Here is a 19,532-nt window from a genome sequence, read left to right on the forward strand (position 1 = left end):
CGTGCCTCAGCGGGCTTCCGTGCTCGCGCCGTTGAAGGGCGGGCTGGGGACGCACGGGGGTTCGACGGCGTTGTCCGGGTCGAGGGCGTTGAGCACGTACTGCTCGGCGCGGCGGTCGAACGCGATGCCGATGTGGTCGGTGAGGTTGATCTCGCAGCCGTCCTGCAGCAGGACGTTGGTCACCTGCGGGCCGTCCAGGAAGGCCGAGGTGTGCGGGGTGACGACTTCGTCGTACTTGGTCTGGATGACGGTGTAGTCGACGCCGGGCACGGTGTCGTCGCCTGCGTTGAGCTCGGCCATGAACTCGGAGTCCGCCAGCTGGTCGCGCACCGAGTCGCCCAGGCCCGCCTGCAGCAGTTCGGGAACTCCGGGCAGCTTCGAGAGCCCGAGCACGTCGGTGCCGTGGTTGGACGGGGACAGGCCCACGAGGTGCTCGACCGCGTCCGCGCCGCCGAGTTCGCCGAGGTAGTAGCGGGGCAGCATGCCGCCTTGGGAGTGCCCCACGATGTCGACCTTCTCGCTGCCGGTGGTGTCGCGGACCTCGTCGACGAACTCGGCGAGTTCGACGGCGGAGTCGGGGATCGCGGCGGTGCCGCCCGCGGGGAAGGTGCCGGGAGCTCCGACGCCGAGCCCGCTGTCCTGGCCGTAGTTGAACGCGAACACGCAGTAGCCCTCGTTGACCAGGCGCGGCGACAGCGAATACCAGTTGAAGGTCATGTTCTCGACGGTTCCGTGCACCAGGACCACGGGCCGCGGGTGTTCCGGCGAGGGCGTGCAGGAGTCGTCGTTGGCGCCCGCTGGGGCCGTGTCGGGGTGGGCCGCTGCGTGGGCGAAGGCCGCCGCACCTGAGTTGATCACCGGGAGCGCGTCGTCGGCCGCCGCGCTCGCCGGGAAGGTCGCGCTCACCGCCGCGGCGGCCAGCACGACACCGAGTCGTCGTCTTCTCCGAGCGGTTCGCGCGGAGCGGTCACGAGTCAGGTTCGCCATTGAACCCACCACCTCTTCTGAGCTTCGTCGCACAGATCAGGGAGTTCAACTCTTGCGCGCTCAACGAAGAAGTGGTCGTGTGATCCTATTCACATGTTCGTATCCGGGAGGGCGCGTTGCCCGAGTCGACCCCGATGCGACTCGGGCAACGCGCGGGTCACCGCGGCCCCGTCGCGCGGTGACGTCTTCGGTCGGATCCCGTCAGGTGCGGTGGCGGGCGGAGGAGCGGTCGGTGCCGGAATACTCCGCCGTTTCCGAGATGGATGGTATTGCCGGATATCCGCGGAACTCGTCGAACATCCGGATGCGCCCGAAGCGCCGAGCTCCCCGCCGCGGAATCAGCGCGGTGCGCAGTCCTGCGGCGTCCACCGCGGCGGTCCTCTCGGCGCGTCGCGCGGTCGTCGGAACGCGATGGTCGGAAGGCATTGCCCGGTCCTTCTGGTGCTGGATGCGAGTGTTCGCTGCGGACGACAATGCCGTGGGATCGGCGAGAGGAAAACGCACGGTTGCGGGTTTAGTCGGAATAATCTGAGATTTCTCGGAGCCGCGGTAAATCCGTCACGATGATGCTGCGGTAACCGCGCTGCAGCACGTCCTGTTCGTGCAGGTCGCGCAGCGCCTTCTCCACCGTGCGCAGCCGGACCCCGGCCAGCGTCGCCAGCTCCTCGTGGTTGAGCGGGGGCCCGATCCGCCAGTTGCCGTCGGAGTCCTGCTCGCCGTAGGTGTCCACGACCTCCAGCAGCACGCGCGGCACCCGCTTGGTCGCCGAGAGGTTCGCGTTGTCGATCCGGCGGCGGTTCGCCCAGCGCAACCGGGCGTTGACCATGAGGACCATCGCGACCGCCGCGTCCGCGTGCTCGCTCAGGAAGCGGCGGAAATCGCTCGATTTGATCAGCCGCGCCCTGGTGTGCGCCCCCGCGGTGACCGTGGCCGACCGGGCTCGCCGCTCCAGCGCGGCCATCTCGCCCACCAGGTCACCGCCGAAGCGGATGCCGAGCAGCGTCGGGCCGCCCGATTCCGACAGCGCCTGCACCTTCGCCGAGCCGCTGAGCAGCAGCACCACGTGCGAACTGTCGTCGCCCTGGCGCAGAATCGTGTGGCCCGCTTCGAAGATCACTTCGGGGCCGAGGTCGAGCAACGTCCGCTGGGTTTCGCGGCGCAGCCGGGCGAGCAAGCTGAACTCCGGCCACTGCGCCTGAGGTGGATCAGTGATGACCGCTCCTCTCCTCCCGAAGCGCGAGGTGGCGTTCGGCCGAACTCGAATTCAGCCGAATCGCGGTGCGCCCGCAGTAGCCGGTCGCCGTTCATTCTGGAACCGGCCGGGCGAAACCAGTCACCGCTGACCGGGTGATCACACCCGGCGAGCGGCGGTGGAAACATCGGGTCCCCCTCGCGGGTTATTCGATTCAGCGGAGATCTTCACTAATCCGGTCGCCGGATCGGGCCATTCCGGTAGCAACTCACTCGTTCGGACTAACGATTGTGCGGATCGTGGAGCATTCGAGGCAGATCCGCTCGCCTGAAACTCCTTCGAAAGGCGATCCGGACGGCGGCCACCGCCGGTGACCGCCGTCCGTTGATCGGGTTATGCCAACTCCGCCAGATGGGCGCGGGCGAATTCGCGGAACGAGCGCGGCGGCCGTCCCAGGATCTCCGCCGCTGTCGTGGTGGTGCAGTCCTCCGCGCCGTCGCGAATACCGGCGTCTACCGCTCCCAACGCCGCCGCGAACGCATCCGGCATCCCCGTCGCGCGGAATATTTCGGTGCGCTCGGCGACGCTCACCGCGCGATGCCGGATCCGGCGACCGGTGACCTCGCTGAGCACCTCGGCGACCTCCGGGTACGACAGCGACTCCGGTCCGGTGAGCAGGTGCTCGCCCTCCGGAGCGGGGCCGGTGAGCAACCGGGCGGCGACCGCGGCGATGTCATCGGCGTCGATCCAGCCGAGCCTGCCGTCGCCCGCCGCGCTGACGAGCTCGTCGTGCTCGCGCAGCCCATCGCCCAGCGGATGGCCGCCGAGCACGTTCTGCATGAAGCCCGACGGACGCAGCACCGCCGACTCCGGCATCCGGCGAACCTCCCGCACGAGCTCGTCCACGCCCGGCGCGCCGGGCAGCACGATGAGCGAACCCAGCAGCACCACCCGGCGCACCCCGGCGGCGGTCGCCTCCGCCAGGAACGGCGCCACGAGCCGCATCGGTTCGAGCTCGGCCAGCGGCGGCACCAGGTATGCGGCGCGGACGCCCGCGAGCGCCGGCCGGAAGGTGGTGGGGTCGTTCCAGTCGAACCGGACCCGGCCGGGGCCGGGGTTGCGGGAGGCGACCCTGGCCGCCGGCAGCAGCCGGGACAGCGGGCGGCCGGTCTTGCCGGTTCCGCCGATCAGCAGCACCGTCATGCCCGCGCCTCCAGCGATTCGATCAGCGCGGGCAGTTCCCCGGCGGCCTGCGCCGCCAGCACCGGGCTCCAGTAGTCCCGGTAGTGGGTGATCAGCCCGTCCCGCACCGTCAGCACCGCGATGTAGTGCATGACGTACGGCTCGCCGGTGCGCACGGTGCGGCCGTGCGCGGTGAACTCGGCGATCACCTTCTCGGGATCGGTCGTCTCGTGCAGCTCGTAGGCGGGGAAACCGGTGATGTCCACGCGGTCCGGGTAGCCGTCGAGGTATTCGCGCATCCCGTCGCGCCCGTCGACGCGGGCGGGCGTGCCGGCGGCGAACGGCGCTTCGAACACGATGTCCGGCGCGAACAGCTCGATCGCGCCGGCCATGTCCTTGGCCAGCAGCAGTGCGGTGAACCGGTCGATCACGTCGGCCGGTGTGGTCGGGGTCGTCACGGGTCGCTCCTCCGCGTCGGTGTCGAGGTCCACGTTCGGCGCTGCGGCGCGGCGCGGGAACGTCCGGTTCAGCCCCGGACCGGCGGTCCGTGGATGGCGGCCGGAGTCCGTGCCAGGCTGGCTCGGTGAGCAAACGGGACCTCGGCGACTTCCTGCGCACCAGGCGCGAAGCGCGCACGCCCGCGGCGGCCGGCCTGCCCGCGGGCCCGCGCAGGCGCACCCCCGGTCTGCGGCGCGAGGAGGTCGCGGTGCTGGCCGGGGTGTCGGTGAACTACTACGAGCGGCTGGAGCAGGCCCGCGGCCCGCACCCCTCACCGCAGGTGCTGGATGCGCTGGTCGTCGCGCTGGGCCTGTCCGCGACCGAACGGGAGCACCTGGCCACGCTCGCCGAGCACGCCCCGGCGCACTCCGGTCCGCCGGAGGAGCCGCCGCCTGCCGTGCTGCGGTTGCTGGACCGGCTGGGGACGGTGCCCGCCTACGTGCTCAACGCGCGCCACGACGTGCTCGCGTGGAACCCGGCGGCCGCCGCGCTGCTGGTGGACTTCGCCGCGCTGCCCGCGCCGGAGCGCAACATCCTGCGGCTGGCGATGCGCGGCGGGCCGCTGCGCTGCGAACCGTCCGGGGACGGCTTCACCCGGCAGGCTGCCTCCGAGCTGCGGCAGGCGTCCGCGCGCTACCCCGCGGACCGGCGGCTCGGCGAGCTGGTGCGGGACTTCGCCGCGCACAGCCCGGAGTTCGCCGCGCACTGGCGGGACCAGGAGCTGGGCGTCGGCGAGGCCGTGCCCAAGCGCCTCCGGCACCCCCGGCTCGGCCTGGTCGAGCTGGAGATCCAGGAACTGCGCGTGCCCGGCCACGACCACCGGGTGGTGCTGCTGACCGCCGAACCGGGGTCGGCGTCGGCCGCGAAGCTCGATGCCCTCCGACCCGGGCCGCGGCTGCGCGCCGTGCCGTGATCGATCGTTTCCGCGCGCGTCCCCCTCGCCGCGCCGGTTCGTGGGTGATCATGGGGGTTCGGGCGGGAACGGGGAGGGCGGATGGCCGACATCGATGTGGGGCCGGGCGAGAGCACCGGGCTCGAAGGCGAAGCGCGGCGGCCCGGTGACGTCCTCGCGCGGGTGCTCACCGAGGTGTTCTCCCCCGCGGTGATCGTCCTGCTGCTGCCGATCGCCGTGGCCTGGCGCGCCACGCACTCGCCGGGACCCGCGCTCGGGTGGGGCGTGTTCGTCGCGTTCACCAGCAGCGTGCTGCCGATGGCGGGGATCGTCGCCGGTTCCCGGCTGGGCTGGTGGGACGGCCACCACGTGCGCGATCGGGAGGGCAGGCTGGTGCCGTTCGTGCTGCTGATCGTGCTCAGCTCGCTCGGCCTGGCCGTGCTGGTGCTCGCGGGCGCGCCGCGGCTGATGGTGGCGCTGGACGTGGCGATGCTGTCGGCGCTGCTGGTCGTCGGCCTGATCACGGTGTGGTGGAAGGTCTCGGTGCACGCGGCCGTGGCGGCGGGCGCGACGGCGATCCTGGCCGTGGTGTTCTCGCCGTGGTTGCTGCTGCTGTGGGTGCTGACGGCGGCGGTGGGCTGGTCGCGGGTCCGGCTCGGCGACCACACTCCCGCGCAGGTGGCGGTCGGCGCCGTCATCGGCGTCGCGGCGGGCGCCGTCGGCTACCTCGCGGTCATGTGAGGCCGTCCGCGCGTCAGAGCGGGACCTCCGCGTGGACGAGCTCACCGCGCACGGCCTCCGCCGCGCCGCCGGTGGCTTCGGCGAGCCACACGTCGAAGGCGTCGAGCTCCGGCTCCGGGACCTGGACCACGAACCTGACGTGCTCCGAGTAGTCCACATCGGACACCAGGAATCCCTGCGACCGCAGGTCGTTCTCCAGCTTGCCCGCCACCAGGTAGTCCACGGCGGTCGACATCAGCCGCATCGGGCGCAGCTCGGCGAGCGCCACGTGCTCCAGCGCCGCCGAGACGGCCCCGCCGTAGGCGCGCACCAGGCCGCCCGCGCCGAGCAGCGTGCCGCCGAAGTACCGCGACACCACGGCGACCACGTGCGTGATCTCGTTGTGCCGCAGCACTTCCAGCATCGGCACCCCGGCCGTGCCGCCCGGCTCGCCGTCGTCGCTGGAGCGCTGGGTCCGGCCGTCCGCGCCCAGCACGTAGGCCGAGCAGTGGTGCCGCGCGTCGTGGTGCAGCTTGCGCCGCTGCGCGATGAACTCCCGCGCCTGCTCCTCCGACTCGGCTCGGGACAGCGCGCAGAGGAACCGGGACCGCTTGATCTCCAGCTCGAATTCGCCTGATCGCCGGATTGCGCGCACCCGCGCCCCTTCCCATTCGCAACGCTTCTACCTGCGGTTATGGTGACGTCGATCACCTGAACAAGCTCGATTCGCGTGATCCGGGCCGGTGAGAGAGGTCGATACCGCAGGTCACGGTATTCACGTGCACGTCACTCGGACGCGGTTTTCCGTTCCGCCACCACGACACGTAACGTCCTCCCTCATGGAGCAGTCATCGAGTCCGCTGGAGCCTGGCACGCGGGTGCGTGCCTCGTTCGGCCGGTTCCGCGATCAGGTCGGCACGGTGGTGGAGACGGCATCGGGGCTTCCCGAGGTCTTCGACGGCCCAGTGCTGTGGGTCCGGTTCGACGGCAGCGAGGAGCCAGGCCTGGTAGCGGGTCGCTTCCTGGAGGAAGCGGCCGCCTGACCTCCGAACGCCGGCCCGCCGCGGCGGCCGGCGGCGGAACCTCCCCGCTCCCGCCTCCCGCTCGTCGGTTCCGGCGAGCCACGAGCCGGGCGCCCCGGCTTCACCCCCAGATCTCCTCCGCCGCGCGCACGACCAGGCTCAGCTTCGCCACTTCCTGCTCGTAGCTCAGGGCGTTGCCCTCCTGGGTGGAGGCGAAGCCGCACTGCGGCGACAGGCACAGCTGGTCCGGGTCGACGTAGCGGGACGCCTCCTCGACGCGCCGCTTGAGGTCGTCGACGGACTCCAGCTCGCCGCTCTTGGTGGTGACCAGTCCGAGCACGACGTGCTTGCCCTTCGGCAGGAAGCGCAGCGGCGCGAACCCGCCGGAGCGGGCGTCGTCGAACTCCAGGAAGAATCCGTCCACGTCGAGCTCGTTGAACAGGGCTTCGGCGACGAAGTCGTAGCCGCCCTCGGCCACCCACGACGAGCGGTAGTTCCCCCGGCACAGGTGCGTGGTCACGGCCATCGACGCGGGCCGGTCCCGGATCGAGGCGTTGATCAGCTCGATGGTGCGCAGGTGCTCGTGCTCGGCGTCGTCGCCGCGCGCGGCGAGCTGCTCGCGCTGCCTCGGGTCGTTCAAGTAGGCGAGGCCGGTGTCGTCGAGCTGCAGGTAGTGGCAGCCCAGCCCGGCCAGCGCGTGCACCTCGGCGCGGTAGGCGGCGGCGAGGTCGGCGCGGAACTCGGCGAGGTCCGGGTACACCTCCGGGTCGATCGAGGCGCGGCCCCCGCGGTAGAGCACCATGCCCGGCGACGGGATGGTCAGCTTCGGCGTCGCGGTCCGGGCGCGGTCGGCGAGCGCCTTGAACGCGCTCTCGAAGATCGTGTGATCGAGGCCGAGCTTCGCGTCGATCCGCATCTCGGGGGTGGCGAACTCGACGTCCCCGTCGGCGTTGTGGAACCGCACGGTCAGCGAGGAGTCCTCGACCCGGTTGATGCCGCGCAACTGGTACAGGAAGTCCATGTGCCAGGAGGCGCGGCGGAATTCGCCGTCGGTGGCGCTGGAGAGACCGATCTCCTCCTGCATGGCCACGACGTCGGTGATCGCCTCGTCCTCGATCCGCTCCAGCTCGGCGGCATCGATGCGTCCGGCGGTGAACTCGTCGCGGGCCGCCAGCAGGTGCGGGGGGCGGAGGAGGCTGCCGACGTGGTCGGCGCGGAACGGTGGGGCTACGCGAGGACTCATGCCCCGGCAACCTACTTCCCCGCGGAGCGGGTGACCGCACCCCGCTGTCGCCCAGTGGATTACCCTCGCGCATTACTCCATTCGAGAGATGTTCATCACTGTATGTGAGGAGCGACAACTCGGATCCGCCGGACGCTTGGGTAAAATCGGCGAGCCAGCCAGCTTCGCAGGACGGATGGATACGATGCGCGTTCTCGTCATCGGAGCCGGGATCGGTGGCCTCGCGGTGGCCAAAGGTCTCATCGACGCCGGTCACGACGTTGCGGTCTTCGAACACGCGGACGCGCTGCGCGACGGCGGCGCTGCGGTGACCGTGTGGAGCAACGGAACCGCCGCGCTCGGCCAGCTCGGCGTCACCCTCGAAGACGTCGGGCGCCCGCTGCACTCCTTGAAGTCCATCACCGACACCGGTCGGCTGCTGTGGGAAGCAGACCTGGCCGACGTCACCGAACGCCTCGGCTCGCCCACCATCGAAACCCCGCGCCGCCTGCTCACCGGCAAGATCGCGGCGGCGCTGCCCGCGCACGTGCTGCACTTCGGCCGCCGCTGCATCGCCGTCACCGAGACCTCCGACCGGGTCATCGTGGACTTCGCCGACGGCACCAGCGCCGAAGGCGACGTGCTGATCGGCGCAGACGGGCAGCGGTCCGCGGTGCGCCGCGAAGTGCTCGGCGGCAGCCCCGCGCGGCTGACCGGCTGGGCCAGCTGGCAAGGCCTCACCCGCAGCGACCTGCCCGTGGCGCACGGGCACCAGACCGTGAACATCGCCGGCCGCGTGGCGCACTGCGGGTTCATCCCCGCCGGCAACGGGCTGCTGCACTGGTGGTTCGACCTGCCGTGGCGGGAAGGCGACACCCCGATGTCGCTGCGGGACCTGCGCCGCATGTTCGCCGGCTGGGCGGACCCGGTGCGCCCGCTGCTCGCCGAAGTGGGGCCGGACGACCTCGGTTTCTTCCCGCACATCCGCCACGTCGTGCCCCGCGTCTGGGGCGGGGCACGCAGCACGCTGCTCGGCGACGCGGTGCACGCGATGCCGCCCGCGGTGGCGCAGGCCGCGAACCAGACGCTGGAGGACGCCTGGCTGCTCTCGCACCGGCTCGCCGACGTCACGGGGGCGCCGGAAGAGGCGCTGCGGGCCTACGAGCAGGAGCGGCGCTCCCGGGTGCTCAAGGTCTCGCGCACCGCCGCGTTCACCTCCGCGCAGCGCAGCACCCCGCTGCAGCGCGTCGGCAGGCTCCCGAAGTGGATCGCCACCCGCAGCCAGGTCGCCTCGCTGCGCTCCGGCAGCACCGTCCTGCGGCCCGTTCCCGCCTGATCGTCGCCCGCTGAGCGGCGGCGGACCCGCCTCCGGACGTGCGAAAGCCCGCCCGACACCTCGTCGAGCGGGCTTTCGGGCCGATGCGGGATCAGGCGCCGAGGACGTCCGGGTCCGGGCCGACGCGGGTTCCGGTGTCCAGGCCCGCGATGACCGCGAGGTCGTCGTCGGCGAGCTCGAAGTCGAACACCTGGATGTTCTGCCGGATGCGCGACGGCGTCGCCGACTTCGGGATCACCACGTTGCCGAGCTGGATGTGCCAGCGCAGCACGATCTGCGCGGGGCTCTTGCCGTACTTCTCCGCCAGCGAACCCAGCGTCGGGTCCTCCAGCAGGCCCTTGCCCTGGCCGATCGGACTCCACGCCTCGGTGAGGATGCCGTGCTCGCGGTGGAACGCGCGCAGGTCGCCCTGCTGGAGGTTCGGGTGCAGCTCGATCTGGTTCAGGGCGGGCACCACGTCGGTCTCCTCGAACAACCGGCGCAGGTGCGGGATCTGGAAGTTCGAGACGCCGATGGACTTCGCGCGGCCGTCGGCGCGCAGCTTCTCGAACGCCTTCCACGTGTCGACGTACTTGTCCTGCCCGGCGGCGGGCCAGTGGATCAAGTACAGGTCGACGTAGTCCAAGCCGAGCTTGCCGATGCTGTCGTCGAACGCCTTCAGGGTGCTGTCGTAGCCCTGCTGGTCGTTCCACAGCTTGGTGGTGACGAACAGGTCCTCACGCCGCACACCCGATTCGGCGATCGCCTTGCCGACGCCTTCCTCGTTGCCGTAGGCAGCAGCGGTGTCGATGCTGCGGTACCCGGCCTCGATCGCCGTGGCCACCGGCTCGATCACTTCTTCCGGCGGCACCTGGAAGACGCCGAAGCCGAGCTGCGGGATCGACGCTCCGCTGTTGAGCGTGAGGTTCGGAACCTGGGTCATCTACTCGTTCCTCCCAATGGGTCGAACGTTGCCGGGGCACCCGCGACCTCGCCCGCGGATCACCACTCGGTGCAACCCGCCCGCCCGGCCGCGGATTCCCGGTTCGAGGCGTCCTCCATCACAGCACGCACCCCGACCCGAAGCTATCCGGCGAACCAGTGCCCGGACGTTCCCGCGCACGGCGCCGGTCGAGGTTCAGGACCTTCGTCCCGCCACCGGGAGCAGCGCAGACGTGCACGGGGCCGGTCACCGCGGTGAGTGACCGGCCCCGTGCAGTCCGAGGGTTCTCAGTGCGCGGGGGCGGCCGCCTCCGCCTGCTCGGTCTCGCAGCGGTGCGAGGCGACGACCTCGCCGGAGCGCGGCGTCCGGTCCAGCCAGCCGGACAGCAGCGCGAAGCCGAGTCCGACCACGGCGAGGATCGCGCCGACCCAGCTGGGCGCGGTCAAGCCGAACCCGCCCGCGATGACCAGGCCGCCGAGGTAGGCGCCGAGCGAGTTGGCGATGTTGAACGTGGACTGGATGCTCGCCGAGCCCAGCGCGGGGGCTTCCTTGGCCTCGTCCAGAATCCGCGCCTGGATGCTGGGGATCGCGGCGAAGCCCGCCAGCCCGACTACGAACACGTTGATCGCGGTCAGCACCATGCTCTGCGAGGTGACCAGGAAGGCCAGCAGCGACACGGCCAGCAGCGAGAGGAAGACGTACAGCGTCCGCATCGGTGCCCGGTCCGCGAGCCGCCCGCCGATGACGGTCCCGGCGGTCATGCCCAGGCCGAACAGCGCCAGCAGCGCCGTGGCCATCGTGGGCGTGAAGCCGGTGACGTCGGTGAGCAGCGGCTTGATGTAGCTGTAGAAGGAGAACGTGGCGGCGAAGCCGAACACGACGACGGCGAACGCGAGCCACACCTGCGGGCGCTTGAAGGCGACGAGCTCGCCGCGCAGGCTCACGTCGGTCGGCTTGGGCTGCTGCGGCACCAGGGCGGCGACGGCGATCAGGGCGATCACGCCGATGGCCGCGACCACGCCGAAGGTGAAGCGCCATCCGAAGGACTGCCCGAGCAGGGTGCCCAGCGGGACGCCGACGATGTTGGCGACGGTGAGGCCGATGAACATCATCGAGATGGCCTGGGCGCGCTTGTCCCGCGCGACCAGCCCGGCGGCGACGACCGCGCCGACGCCGAAGAAGGTGCCGTGCGGCAGTCCGGCGATGAACCGGGCGGCCAGCAGCGTCTCGTGGGTGGGGGCGAACGCGGAGGCCAGGTTCCCGACGACGAACAGGGCCATCATGCTGATCAGCATCGTCTTGCGCCGGACGCGCATGCCGCCCGCGGTGAGCAGCGGCGCGCCGACGACGACGCCCAGCGCGTACAGCGAGATGTAGCCGCTGGCGTCGGACAGCGACACGTGCAGGTTCGAGGCCACTTCGGGCAGCAGCCCCATCATGACGAACTCGGTGGTTCCAATGCCGAAAGCTGCGATGGCCAGTGCCAACAGGGCAATGGGCAAGGAGGTCTCCTGAATGCGAAAGTGCCGGACCGGGTCAGTGCCCCGAACCCGCCTTCCGGCTGAGGGCGCGCGTGATCCCCGCTGCTGTGGCGGTCGTCGGTGCTCGGAGCTCTCTCAGGAAGACCGGCTGTCGCTGGCGGCTCCCCGGGCACGTTCAACACTAGTGCCCGCCGATGGTGTTCCCAGCGGGACTATGAAGCGGACCACTGCCGCGCGGGCCGGTTTCCACTCGTTCGGTTCAGTGCGAACGCGCCATGGGAGGCATCGGCCACAGTGGAGCGGCCGTTACGGTTCCGACCCCTGTTTGAAACGATTTGTGCGAGGTCAGTCCGCCGGGCGTGCCACGTTGTGCAGTATGCCCAATTCGCTCGGTTGTCCTTTGTGGACTATCTGAATCCGATCGCGGGAAATGGTCGATCCAGGGAAGCAGCGAGTTGATCTTCGAATGCGCCGCGCACGCGCGGGAATCGTTTCCCGGAGATCATCCGCGTTCGCGGGATTCCGCCCCTTCGGAAGCGGAATGCCGTCCGACCACGTGCGCCTCCACCTCCATCCGGCGCCGCATGTGCGGGTAGTGCAGCTCGAACGCGGGCCGCACCGACCGGATGCGCGGCAGCTCCGTGAAGTTGTGCCGCGGCGGCGGGCAGGACGTCGCCCACTCCAGCGAGTTCCCGTGCCCCCACGGATCGTCCACGTCGGCCTTCGTCCCGAACCGGTGGCTGGCGAACACGTTCCACAGGAACGGCAGCATCGAAGCGCCCAGGATGAACGCGCCCACGGTCGAAGCGACGTTCATGCCGGTGAAGCCGTCCGTGGACAGGTAGTCCGCGTAGCGCCGCGGCATCCCGGCCCCGCCCAGCCAGTGCTGCACCAGGAACGTCGTGTGGAAACCGATGAACGTGAGCCAGAAGTGGATCTTGCCGAGGCGTTCGTCCATCATCCGGCCGGTCATCTTCGGGAACCAGAAGTACATCCCGGCGAACACCGCGAACACGATCGTCCCGAACAGCACGTAGTGGAAGTGCGCCACCACGAAGTACGTGTCGTGCACGTGGAAGTCCAGCGGCGGCGCGGCCAGCAGCACGCCCGTGAGCCCGCCCAGCAGGAACGTCGCCAGGAACCCGACGGAGAACAGCATGGGCGTCTCGAACGTGAGCTGCCCGCGCCACATCGTGCCGATCCAGTTGAAGAACTTCACGCCCGTCGGCACCGCGATCAGGAACGTCGTGAACGAGAAGAACGGCAGCAGCACCGCGCCCGTCGCGAACATGTGGTGCGCCCACACCACCACCGACAGCATCCCGATGAGCAGCGTCGCGTACACCAGGCCGGTGTAGCCGAACAGGGGTTTGCGGCTGAACACGGGGAAGATCTCGGTGACGATGCCGAAGAACGGCAGCGCCACGATGTAGACCTCCGGATGCCCGAAGAACCAGAACAGGTGCTGGTAGGCGATCGCCCCGCCGGTGGCCGGGTCGAACACGTGCGCCCCGAGGTGCCGGTCCGCCAGCAGGCCGAACAGCGCCGCGGTCAGGATCGGGAACGCCATCAGGATCAGGACGCTGGTCACCAGGATGTTCCAGGTGAAGATCGGCATCCGCCACATCGTCATGCCCGGAGCGCGCATGCACACCGTCGTCGTGATCATGTTGACCCCGCCGAGGATGGTGCCCAACCCGCTGACCAGCAGCCCCGTGATCCACAGGTCGCCGCCGAAGCCGCCGCTGTAGATCGAGCGCGACAGCGGCGCGTACGCGGTCCAGCCGAAGTCCGCGGCGCCGCCCGGCATCACCAGCCCGCTCACCACGGTCAGCCCGCCGAACAGGAACAACCAGTACGAGAACGCGTTGAGCCGTGGGAACGCCACGTCGGGAGCGCCGATCTGCAGCGGCAGGATGATGTTCGCGAAGCCGAACACGATCGGCGTCGCGAACAGCAGCAGCATGATCGTGCCGTGCATCGTGAACAGCTGGTTGTACTGCTCCTGGGACAGGAACTGGAGCCCCGGCTGGGCCAGTTCGCCGCGGATGAGCAGCGCCATCGCCCCGCCGACGATGAAGAAGCCGAACGCCGTCGCCAGGTAGAGCTTGCCGATCTCCTTCGGGTCGGTGGTGCGCAGCATCCCGAGGAACCGGGACCCCTTCGCCGGGCGCTCGCCGCTGTGCGCGCGGGTCGGGACCGGGGACGGCCGTTCGTGCACGGTGGCCATGCGTGCTCCTCTGGGCGTGGGCTCCGCTGATCGGTCGGGTCGCTGCTGAGCTGCGCGAACGCGGTCTCGTCCGTCAGTCTTGACCCGGTCCGGAGGGTCGGCAATCCGGTCCGCGGGCGAACTCGGGACGACCGGTCCTTGAGCCGGAGCGCTCGGTCTGCTCGGCTCGTACCGAGCCGTCGCGCCACCGGGTGCGGCGGCAGGACTCGGAGGGATCCAGATGGCACTGACCCTGGGCGGCGGACCGCTCACGACTCGCCCGCCGGAGGCGGTCAACTACCGGATCGACGGACCCCCGCACCGGTTGTTCCTGCACGACTTCCCGCGCCGGGTCCGGGCGCTGTTCGGCGGTGAGGTGGTGCTCGACAGCGACCGCGCGCGGCTGCTGCACGAGAGCAACCTGCTGCCGCAGCTCTACGTGCCCACCGAGGACGTGCGGACGGACCTGCTGCAGCCGACCTCGCACAGCACGCACTGCCCGTTCAAGGGCGACGCGGCGTACCACTCGGTGCGGGCGGGCGACCGGATCGCGGAGAACGCGGTCTGGCACTACCCGCGGCCTACGGAGTCCGCGCCGTGGCTGGAGGGCCTCGTCGCCCTCTACTGGGGCTCGATGGACGCCTGGTTCGACGAGGACGAAGAGGTCTTCGGCCACATCCGCGACCCGTACCACCGGTTCGACGTCCGCAGCACCGGCAGGCACGTGCGGGTGCTGGCCGGGGACGTGGTGGTCGCTGAGAGCAGGCGCGCGAAGCTGCTGTCCGAAACGGGACTGCCGAACCGCTACTACCTGCCGCGCGAGGACGTGCGCACCGAGCTGCTGGAACCGAGCGCGACGCACACCGTCTGCCCGTACAAGGGCACCGCCTCGTACGCGTCGCTGCGGGTGGGCGAGCGGCGCCTGCCGGACGCGGCGTGGTCGTACCCGGAACCCTTCGACGGCGCGCTCGCCATCGCCGACCGGCTCTGCTTCCTAAGCGATGACCTCACCACCGAGATCGACGGCGAACCGCTCTGACCGCTTGCCGTTGGTCTTGGCTTGAGTAGCGGGTCGGGTGGCGGAACCTCAGCGGCCTTCTCGCTGCGGGATCGATTTCTCATGTAGCTCCCTACACAGCGAAATCGCTGTCCTCGCGAGAAGGCCGCTGAGAACCCGCCGGTGGTCGTTTTGCTCAAGCTGGTCACTGCTCAGCGGCTTCGCCGCTGACAAGACGAAGATCAAAGACAAACGGTCGCCACCTCGCCGCCACTTCGAGAACGTCAGCCCGTCAGTGCGGACATGGCCATGCGGTGCAGCAGGGCGGTCATGGCCGCGGTGTCGAGGTGCGCGCTGTAGGGCGTCGAGTTGATCAGGCCGAGCACCGCGTGCACGGTGGCGCGCGCGGTGGGCTGGTCGAGCTCGGGCCGCGCCAGGCGCAGCACCTCCACCCACACCTCCACGTAGCCGCGCTGGGCTTCCCGGACCCGGTGCCGCTCGTTCGCGGCGAGGCTGTCCAGGTCGCGCAGGTGCACGCTGATCAGCGCCGGGTTGGTGAGGGCGAACTCGACGTGCCTGCGCACCAGTTCGTCCAGCGTGCGCAGCGGTTCGGCGGTGGAGCTGGCCCGGCTGCGCCCCGCGTCGAGCAGCCGGTCGCTGATGCCGGTGAGCATCTCGGCGAGCATCGCGTCCTTGCCGCGGAAGTGCCGGTACAGCGCGGGCCCGGAGATGCCGACGGCCCGGCCGATGTCGTCGATGCCGACGCCGTGGAACCCGTAGCGCGCGAACAGCTCCGCCGCAGCGTCGAGGATCTGCTCGCGGCGGCTCGGTCGGGAGGTGGCCGGCTCGCTCATCGGCGCCGATACTAGACGCCGAGGTTAGTCATCGTTAACATCTGGGCGGCGGTTAACGATGACTAACTTGACCGGATCCAGCCTGAGCGGGAGGAACGTCGGTGGATGCGCCCGTCCTGACCAGCACGATCGATGCGGAGGCCGAACGGCCCGCCCGGTTCGCCGCCGAACACGCGGCCCTGGTCGACGACCTCAACGCCCGGCTCGCGACGGCCAGGCTCGGCGGACCGGAGAAGTCCCGCCTGCGCCACGTCGAACGCGGCAAGCTGCTGCCCCGCGACCGGGTGGACGCGGTGCTGGACCGGGGCTCGCCGTTCCTGGAGCTGTCCCCGCTGGCCGCGCACGAGCTCTACGACGGCGACGCGCCGTCGGCCGGGATCATCACCGGCATCGGCCGCGTCTCCGGGCGCGAATGCGTGATCGTCGCCAACGACGCCACCGTCAAGGGCGGCACCTACTACCCGATGACGGTCAAGAAGCACCTGCGCGCCCAAGAGGTCGCGCTGCACAACAACCTGCCCTGCCTGTACCTGGTGGACTCCGGCGGCGCGTTCCTGCCCAGGCAGGACGAGGTGTTCCCGGACCGCGAGCACTTCGGGCGGATCTTCTACAACCAGGCCACCATGTCCGCGCGCGGCATCCCGCAGATCGCCGCCGTGCTCGGCTCCTGCACCGCCGGCGGCGCCTACGTGCCCGCGATGAGCGACGAAGCGGTGATCGTGCGCGAGCAGGGCACGATCTTCCTCGGCGGCCCGCCGCTGGTGAAGGCCGCGACCGGTGCCGAGGTCACCGCCGAAGAGCTCGGCGGCGGCGACCTGCACTCGCGGACCTCCGGCGTCACCGACCACCTAGCGGAGGACGACGCGGACGCGCTGCGCATCGTGCGCTCCATCGTCAGCACCCTCGGTCCGCGCGCGCCGCGGCCGTGGGAGGTCGTCGCGCCGGAAGAGCCCGCCGTGTTGCCGGACGACCTCTACGCCGTCGTGCCCACCGACAGCCGCACCCCCTACGACGTGCACGAGGTCATCGCCCGCATCGTCGACGGCAGCCGGTTCCAGGAGTTCAAGCGCGACTACGGCACCACGCTCGTCACCGGCTTCGCCCGGCTGCACGGACATCCCGTGGGCATCGTCGCCAACAACGGCATCCTGTTCGGCGAGTCCGCGCTCAAGGGCGCGCACTTCATCGAGCTCTGCGACAAGCGCTCGATCCCGCTGGTGTTCCTGCAGAACATCTCCGGGTTCATGGTCGGCCAGGAGTACGAGGCGGGCGGCATCGCCAAGCACGGCGCGAAGATGGTCACCGCCGTGGCCTGCGCGCGGGTGCCGAAGTTCACCGTGGTCATCGGCGGCTCCTTCGGCGCGGGCAACTACTCGATGTGCGGACGGGCGTACTCGCCGCGGTTCCTGTGGATGTGGCCCAACGCGCGGGTCTCCGTGATGGGCGGCGAGCAGGCCGCGTCGGTGCTGGCCACCGTGCGCCGCGACCAGTTCGACGCGCGCGGCGAGCACTGGTCCGACGAGGCCGAGGACGAGTTCAAGAACCCCATCCGCGAGCAGTACGAGCAGCAGGGGCACCCGTACTACTCGACGGCGCGGTTGTGGGACGACGGCGTCATCGACCCGAAGCAGACCAGGTCCGTGCTGGGGCTGGCGCTGTCGGTCGCGGCGAACGCGCCACTGGACCCGGTCGGCTACGGCGTCTTCCGGATGTGAGTCGTCAGGATGGTCTTCGTAGCGGGTCGGGTGGCGGAACCTCAGCGGTTTCCTCGCTGCGGGATCTTTTTCCCGAGTGGCTCCGCCACGAGGGAAAAAGCCGTCCTCGCGAGGAAACCGCTGAGAACCCGCGGGTGGTCGATCTGCGTGCGTGGTCGCTGCTCAGCGGCTCCGCCGCTGACAAGACATAGATCAAGAGATCGCGAAGCTGGTCCTCGGTGCGAGGTGTTCGGTGAACGGGATTGTTCGTGCGCGGCAACGGAATGAGGTGAGTGCGGTGGCGAGCGAGGCGGTGCCGGCTGAGGGTGGCCGGATCGACGCGGTGCTGGTGGCCAACCGCGGGGAGATCGCGGTCCGGGTGATCCGCACCCTGCGTGCGCTGGGCATTCGGGCCATCGCGGTGCACAGCGACGCCGATCGCGACGCTCGGCACGTCGCCGAAGCCGACACCTCCGTCCACATCGGACCGAGCAGTGCGGCGCAGAGCTACCTGTCCGTGCGGCGGGTCGTCGACGCGGCGGTGCGGTCCGGTGCGCAGGCCGTGCACCCGGGCTACGGATTCCTGTCCGAGAACACCGAGTTCGCGCGGGCCTGCGCCGAAGCCGGGCTCCTGTTCATCGGGCCACCGGCCGCGGCGATCGAGGCGATGGGCGACAAGATCCGCGCCAAGGCCACCGTCACCGAAGCGGGCGTGCCCGTCGTGCCCGGCCGCAGCGACCCGGGCATGACCGACGCCGACCTGGTCGACGCCGCGCACGACGTGGGGTTCCCGGTGCTGCTGAAGCCGTCCGCCGGTGGCGGCGGCAAGGGCATGCGGCTCGTCTCGGACCCCGCGAAGCTGCCCGAGCAGATCGCTTCGGCCCGGCGGGAAGCGGGCGCGGCCTTCGGCGACGACACGTTGTTCGTGGAGCGCTTCGTCGCCCGTCCCCGGCACATCGAGGTGCAGGTCCTCGCCGACGCGCACGGCGGCGTGGTGCACCTCGGCGAACGCGAGTGCAGCCTGCAGCGGCGCCACCAGAAGATCATCGAAGAGGCGCCGTCGCCGCTGCTCGACGAGCAGACCCGGCAGCGCATCGGGACCGCCGCGGTCTCCGTCGCGCGCTCGGTCGGCTACGTCGGGGCGGGCACCGTGGAGTTCATCGTCTCCGCCGACCGGCCGGAGGACTTCTTCTTCATGGAGATGAACACCCGGCTGCAGGTGGAGCACCCGGTGACCGAGCTCGTCACCACCGTCGGCGGCCGGCGCGGCTTCGACCTCGTCGAGTGGCAGGTCCGGATCGCCGCTGGCGAGCGGCTGCCGTTCGCGCAGCAGGACCTGTCGCTGGAGGGCCACGCCGCGGAGGCCCGCGTCTACGCCGAAGACCCCGCCCGCGGTTTCCTGCCCAGCGGCGGGCGGGTGCTGGCGGTGCACGAACCCACCGGTGCGCGGGTCGATTCCGGCATCGCGGCGGGCACCGTCGTCGGTTCGGACTACGACCCGATGCTGGCCAAGGTCATCACCTGGGGGCCCGATCGCGGCGCGGCGCTGCGCAGGCTCGACGCCGCGCTTGCCGAGACCGCGGTGCTGGGCGTGACCACGAACGTCGCGTTCCTGCGCGCGCTGCTCGGTCACCCCGAGGTGCGCGCGGGCGAACTCGACACCGGGCTCGTCGAGCGGAACCTGGCGGAGCTCACCGCCGAGTCGGTGCACCCGGAGGTGCTGGTCGCCGCGGCGCTCGCCGACCTCGCCGCCGCCGAACCCGACGACGCCGTCGCCGACCCGTGGCAGGTGCCCGGCGGCTGGCGGCTCGGCGAACCCGCCTGGAGCACGTGGCGCTACGCCGACGCCGAGGTCCGGGTGCGCGGTCGCGCGGCCGACGCGGAGGTCTCGCTGGACGGCGAGGCGGGCCCGGCGAGCGCGGTGCTGCACGGCGACCGGCTCACCGTCACCTACCGCTCCCGCGTCCGCCGCTACCGCCGGGCGCGCGAGGGCGACACCACCTGGCTCGCCGCGGACGGCCGCACCTGGGCCGTCACCGAACACCGGCTGCTCGCCGAACGAGCCGAGCGCGGCGCCGGATCGGGCGGCGCGATCACCAGCCCGATGCCGGGCACCGTGCTGTCGGTCGAGATCAGCGCGGGCCAGGAAGTCCGAAGAGGACAGACGTTGTTCGTGGTGGAGGCGATGAAGATGGAGCACACCGTCACCGCCCCGCTGGACGGGACCGTCACCTCGGTCACCGCCCGCCCCGGAACACCGGTGGCGCTCGACGAAGCGCTCGCCGTGCTCACCGCACACCCTTCCCACCCCGAGGAGCACTGAC

Annotated in this window: 18 protein-coding genes; 7 read left to right on the top strand and 11 right to left on the bottom strand. The window is 70.7% G+C overall.

Annotation, left to right across the window (positions count from 1 at the left end; all coding sequences use genetic code 11):
• Positions 1–6: 6 nt before the first annotated feature.
• The 5 genes from BJ969_RS29540 to BJ969_RS29560 form a co-directional block, all read right to left on the bottom strand.
• The gene (locus BJ969_RS29540) at positions 7–987 is read right to left on the bottom strand and encodes an esterase/lipase family protein (protein ID WP_184484471.1); all 981 of its coding nucleotides are present in this window, start codon (positions 985–987) and stop codon (positions 7–9) included.
• 201 nt (positions 988–1,188) lie between these two features.
• Positions 1,189–1,413 (bottom strand): hypothetical protein, encoded by a 225-nt coding sequence (locus tag BJ969_RS29545; protein WP_184484473.1) that lies wholly within the window; start codon positions 1,411–1,413, stop codon positions 1,189–1,191.
• An 88-nt stretch (positions 1,414–1,501) separates the two neighbouring features.
• Complete coding sequence (locus BJ969_RS29550) at positions 1,502–2,161, bottom strand: Crp/Fnr family transcriptional regulator (protein ID WP_184484475.1); 660 nt, start codon at positions 2,159–2,161, stop codon at positions 1,502–1,504.
• A gap of 411 nt (positions 2,162–2,572) precedes the next feature.
• On the bottom strand, positions 2,573–3,382 hold the full coding sequence (locus BJ969_RS29555) for a Rossmann-fold NAD(P)-binding domain-containing protein (protein WP_184484477.1): 810 nt from the start codon (positions 3,380–3,382) through the stop codon (positions 2,573–2,575).
• The gene (locus BJ969_RS29560) at positions 3,379–3,819 is read right to left on the bottom strand and encodes a nuclear transport factor 2 family protein (RefSeq protein ID WP_343071670.1); all 441 of its coding nucleotides are present in this window, start codon (positions 3,817–3,819) and stop codon (positions 3,379–3,381) included. The genes BJ969_RS29555 and BJ969_RS29560 overlap by 4 nt, the downstream gene beginning before the upstream one ends.
• Before the next feature lie 125 nt (positions 3,820–3,944).
• On the opposite strand from BJ969_RS29560, the gene BJ969_RS29565 reads away from it, so the two are divergent.
• Both BJ969_RS29565 and BJ969_RS29570 read left to right on the top strand, forming a co-directional pair.
• A complete protein-coding gene (locus BJ969_RS29565) occupies positions 3,945–4,772 on the top strand; it encodes an MmyB family transcriptional regulator (protein WP_184484479.1) in 828 nt (275 codons plus the stop codon).
• Positions 4,773–4,853: 81 nt separating this feature from the next.
• On the top strand, positions 4,854–5,492 hold the full coding sequence (locus tag BJ969_RS29570) for a phosphatase PAP2 family protein (protein ID WP_184484481.1): 639 nt from the start codon (positions 4,854–4,856) through the stop codon (positions 5,490–5,492).
• A 13-nt stretch (positions 5,493–5,505) separates the two neighbouring features.
• On the opposite strand, the gene BJ969_RS29575 is transcribed toward BJ969_RS29570, so the two are convergent.
• Positions 5,506–6,126: a YigZ family protein gene (locus tag BJ969_RS29575; protein ID WP_184484483.1), complete on the bottom strand. Its 621-nt coding sequence runs from the start codon at positions 6,124–6,126 to the stop codon at positions 5,506–5,508.
• A gap of 184 nt (positions 6,127–6,310) precedes the next feature.
• Here BJ969_RS29575 and BJ969_RS29580 point away from each other — a divergent pair, with 184 nt between their 5' ends.
• The gene (locus tag BJ969_RS29580; RefSeq protein ID WP_184484485.1) at positions 6,311–6,514 is read left to right on the top strand and encodes a hypothetical protein; all 204 of its coding nucleotides are present in this window, start codon (positions 6,311–6,313) and stop codon (positions 6,512–6,514) included.
• 100 nt (positions 6,515–6,614) lie between these two features.
• Here the strand turns inward: BJ969_RS29580 and BJ969_RS29585 are convergent, their stop codons facing one another.
• Positions 6,615–7,736 carry a 5-methyltetrahydropteroyltriglutamate--homocysteine S-methyltransferase gene (locus tag BJ969_RS29585; RefSeq protein WP_184484488.1) on the bottom strand — a complete coding sequence of 374 codons (1,122 nt, stop codon included), beginning with the start codon at positions 7,734–7,736 and terminating at the stop codon, positions 6,615–6,617.
• A 184-nt stretch (positions 7,737–7,920) separates the two neighbouring features.
• On the opposite strand from BJ969_RS29585, the gene BJ969_RS29590 reads away from it, so the two are divergent.
• The gene (locus BJ969_RS29590; RefSeq protein WP_246457130.1) at positions 7,921–9,051 is read left to right on the top strand and encodes an FAD-dependent monooxygenase; all 1,131 of its coding nucleotides are present in this window, start codon (positions 7,921–7,923) and stop codon (positions 9,049–9,051) included.
• A gap of 91 nt (positions 9,052–9,142) precedes the next feature.
• On the opposite strand, the gene BJ969_RS29595 is transcribed toward BJ969_RS29590, so the two are convergent.
• The 3 genes from BJ969_RS29595 to ctaD all read right to left on the bottom strand — a co-directional run bounded on the left by BJ969_RS29595 (position 9,143) and on the right by ctaD (position 13,684).
• Positions 9,143–9,973, bottom strand: a complete 831-nt coding sequence (locus tag BJ969_RS29595) for an aldo/keto reductase (protein WP_184484492.1) — start codon at positions 9,971–9,973, stop codon at positions 9,143–9,145.
• A 287-nt stretch (positions 9,974–10,260) separates the two neighbouring features.
• Positions 10,261–11,475 (bottom strand): MFS transporter, encoded by a 1,215-nt coding sequence (locus tag BJ969_RS29600; RefSeq protein WP_184484495.1) that lies wholly within the window; start codon positions 11,473–11,475, stop codon positions 10,261–10,263.
• A gap of 481 nt (positions 11,476–11,956) precedes the next feature.
• Positions 11,957–13,684, bottom strand: coding sequence for an aa3-type cytochrome oxidase subunit I (ctaD, locus tag BJ969_RS29605; protein ID WP_184484497.1), 1,728 nt, complete (start codon positions 13,682–13,684; stop codon positions 11,957–11,959).
• Between the two features lie 220 nt (positions 13,685–13,904).
• Between ctaD and BJ969_RS29610 the strand changes: the two genes are divergently transcribed.
• On the top strand, positions 13,905–14,702 hold the full coding sequence (locus tag BJ969_RS29610; protein WP_184484499.1) for a DUF427 domain-containing protein: 798 nt from the start codon (positions 13,905–13,907) through the stop codon (positions 14,700–14,702).
• 242 nt (positions 14,703–14,944) lie between these two features.
• Here BJ969_RS29610 and BJ969_RS29615 read toward each other — a convergent pair whose 3' ends face one another.
• Positions 14,945–15,514, bottom strand: coding sequence for an SACE_7040 family transcriptional regulator (locus tag BJ969_RS29615; protein ID WP_184484501.1), 570 nt, complete (start codon positions 15,512–15,514; stop codon positions 14,945–14,947).
• A 101-nt stretch (positions 15,515–15,615) separates the two neighbouring features.
• On the opposite strand from BJ969_RS29615, the gene BJ969_RS29620 reads away from it, so the two are divergent.
• Together BJ969_RS29620 and BJ969_RS29625 are read left to right on the top strand one after the other, a co-directional pair.
• Positions 15,616–17,229 carry a carboxyl transferase domain-containing protein gene (locus tag BJ969_RS29620; protein WP_184484503.1) on the top strand — a complete coding sequence of 538 codons (1,614 nt, stop codon included), beginning with the start codon at positions 15,616–15,618 and terminating at the stop codon, positions 17,227–17,229.
• 277 nt (positions 17,230–17,506) lie between these two features.
• Positions 17,507–19,531, top strand: a complete 2,025-nt coding sequence (locus BJ969_RS29625; protein ID WP_343071671.1) for an acetyl/propionyl/methylcrotonyl-CoA carboxylase subunit alpha — start codon at positions 17,507–17,509, stop codon at positions 19,529–19,531.
• Position 19,532: the final 1 nt, after the last annotated feature.

Source organism: Saccharopolyspora gloriosae (assembly GCF_014203325.1).
In the GTDB taxonomy this organism is placed as follows: Bacteria; Actinomycetota; Actinomycetes; order Mycobacteriales; family Pseudonocardiaceae; genus Saccharopolyspora_C; species Saccharopolyspora_C gloriosae.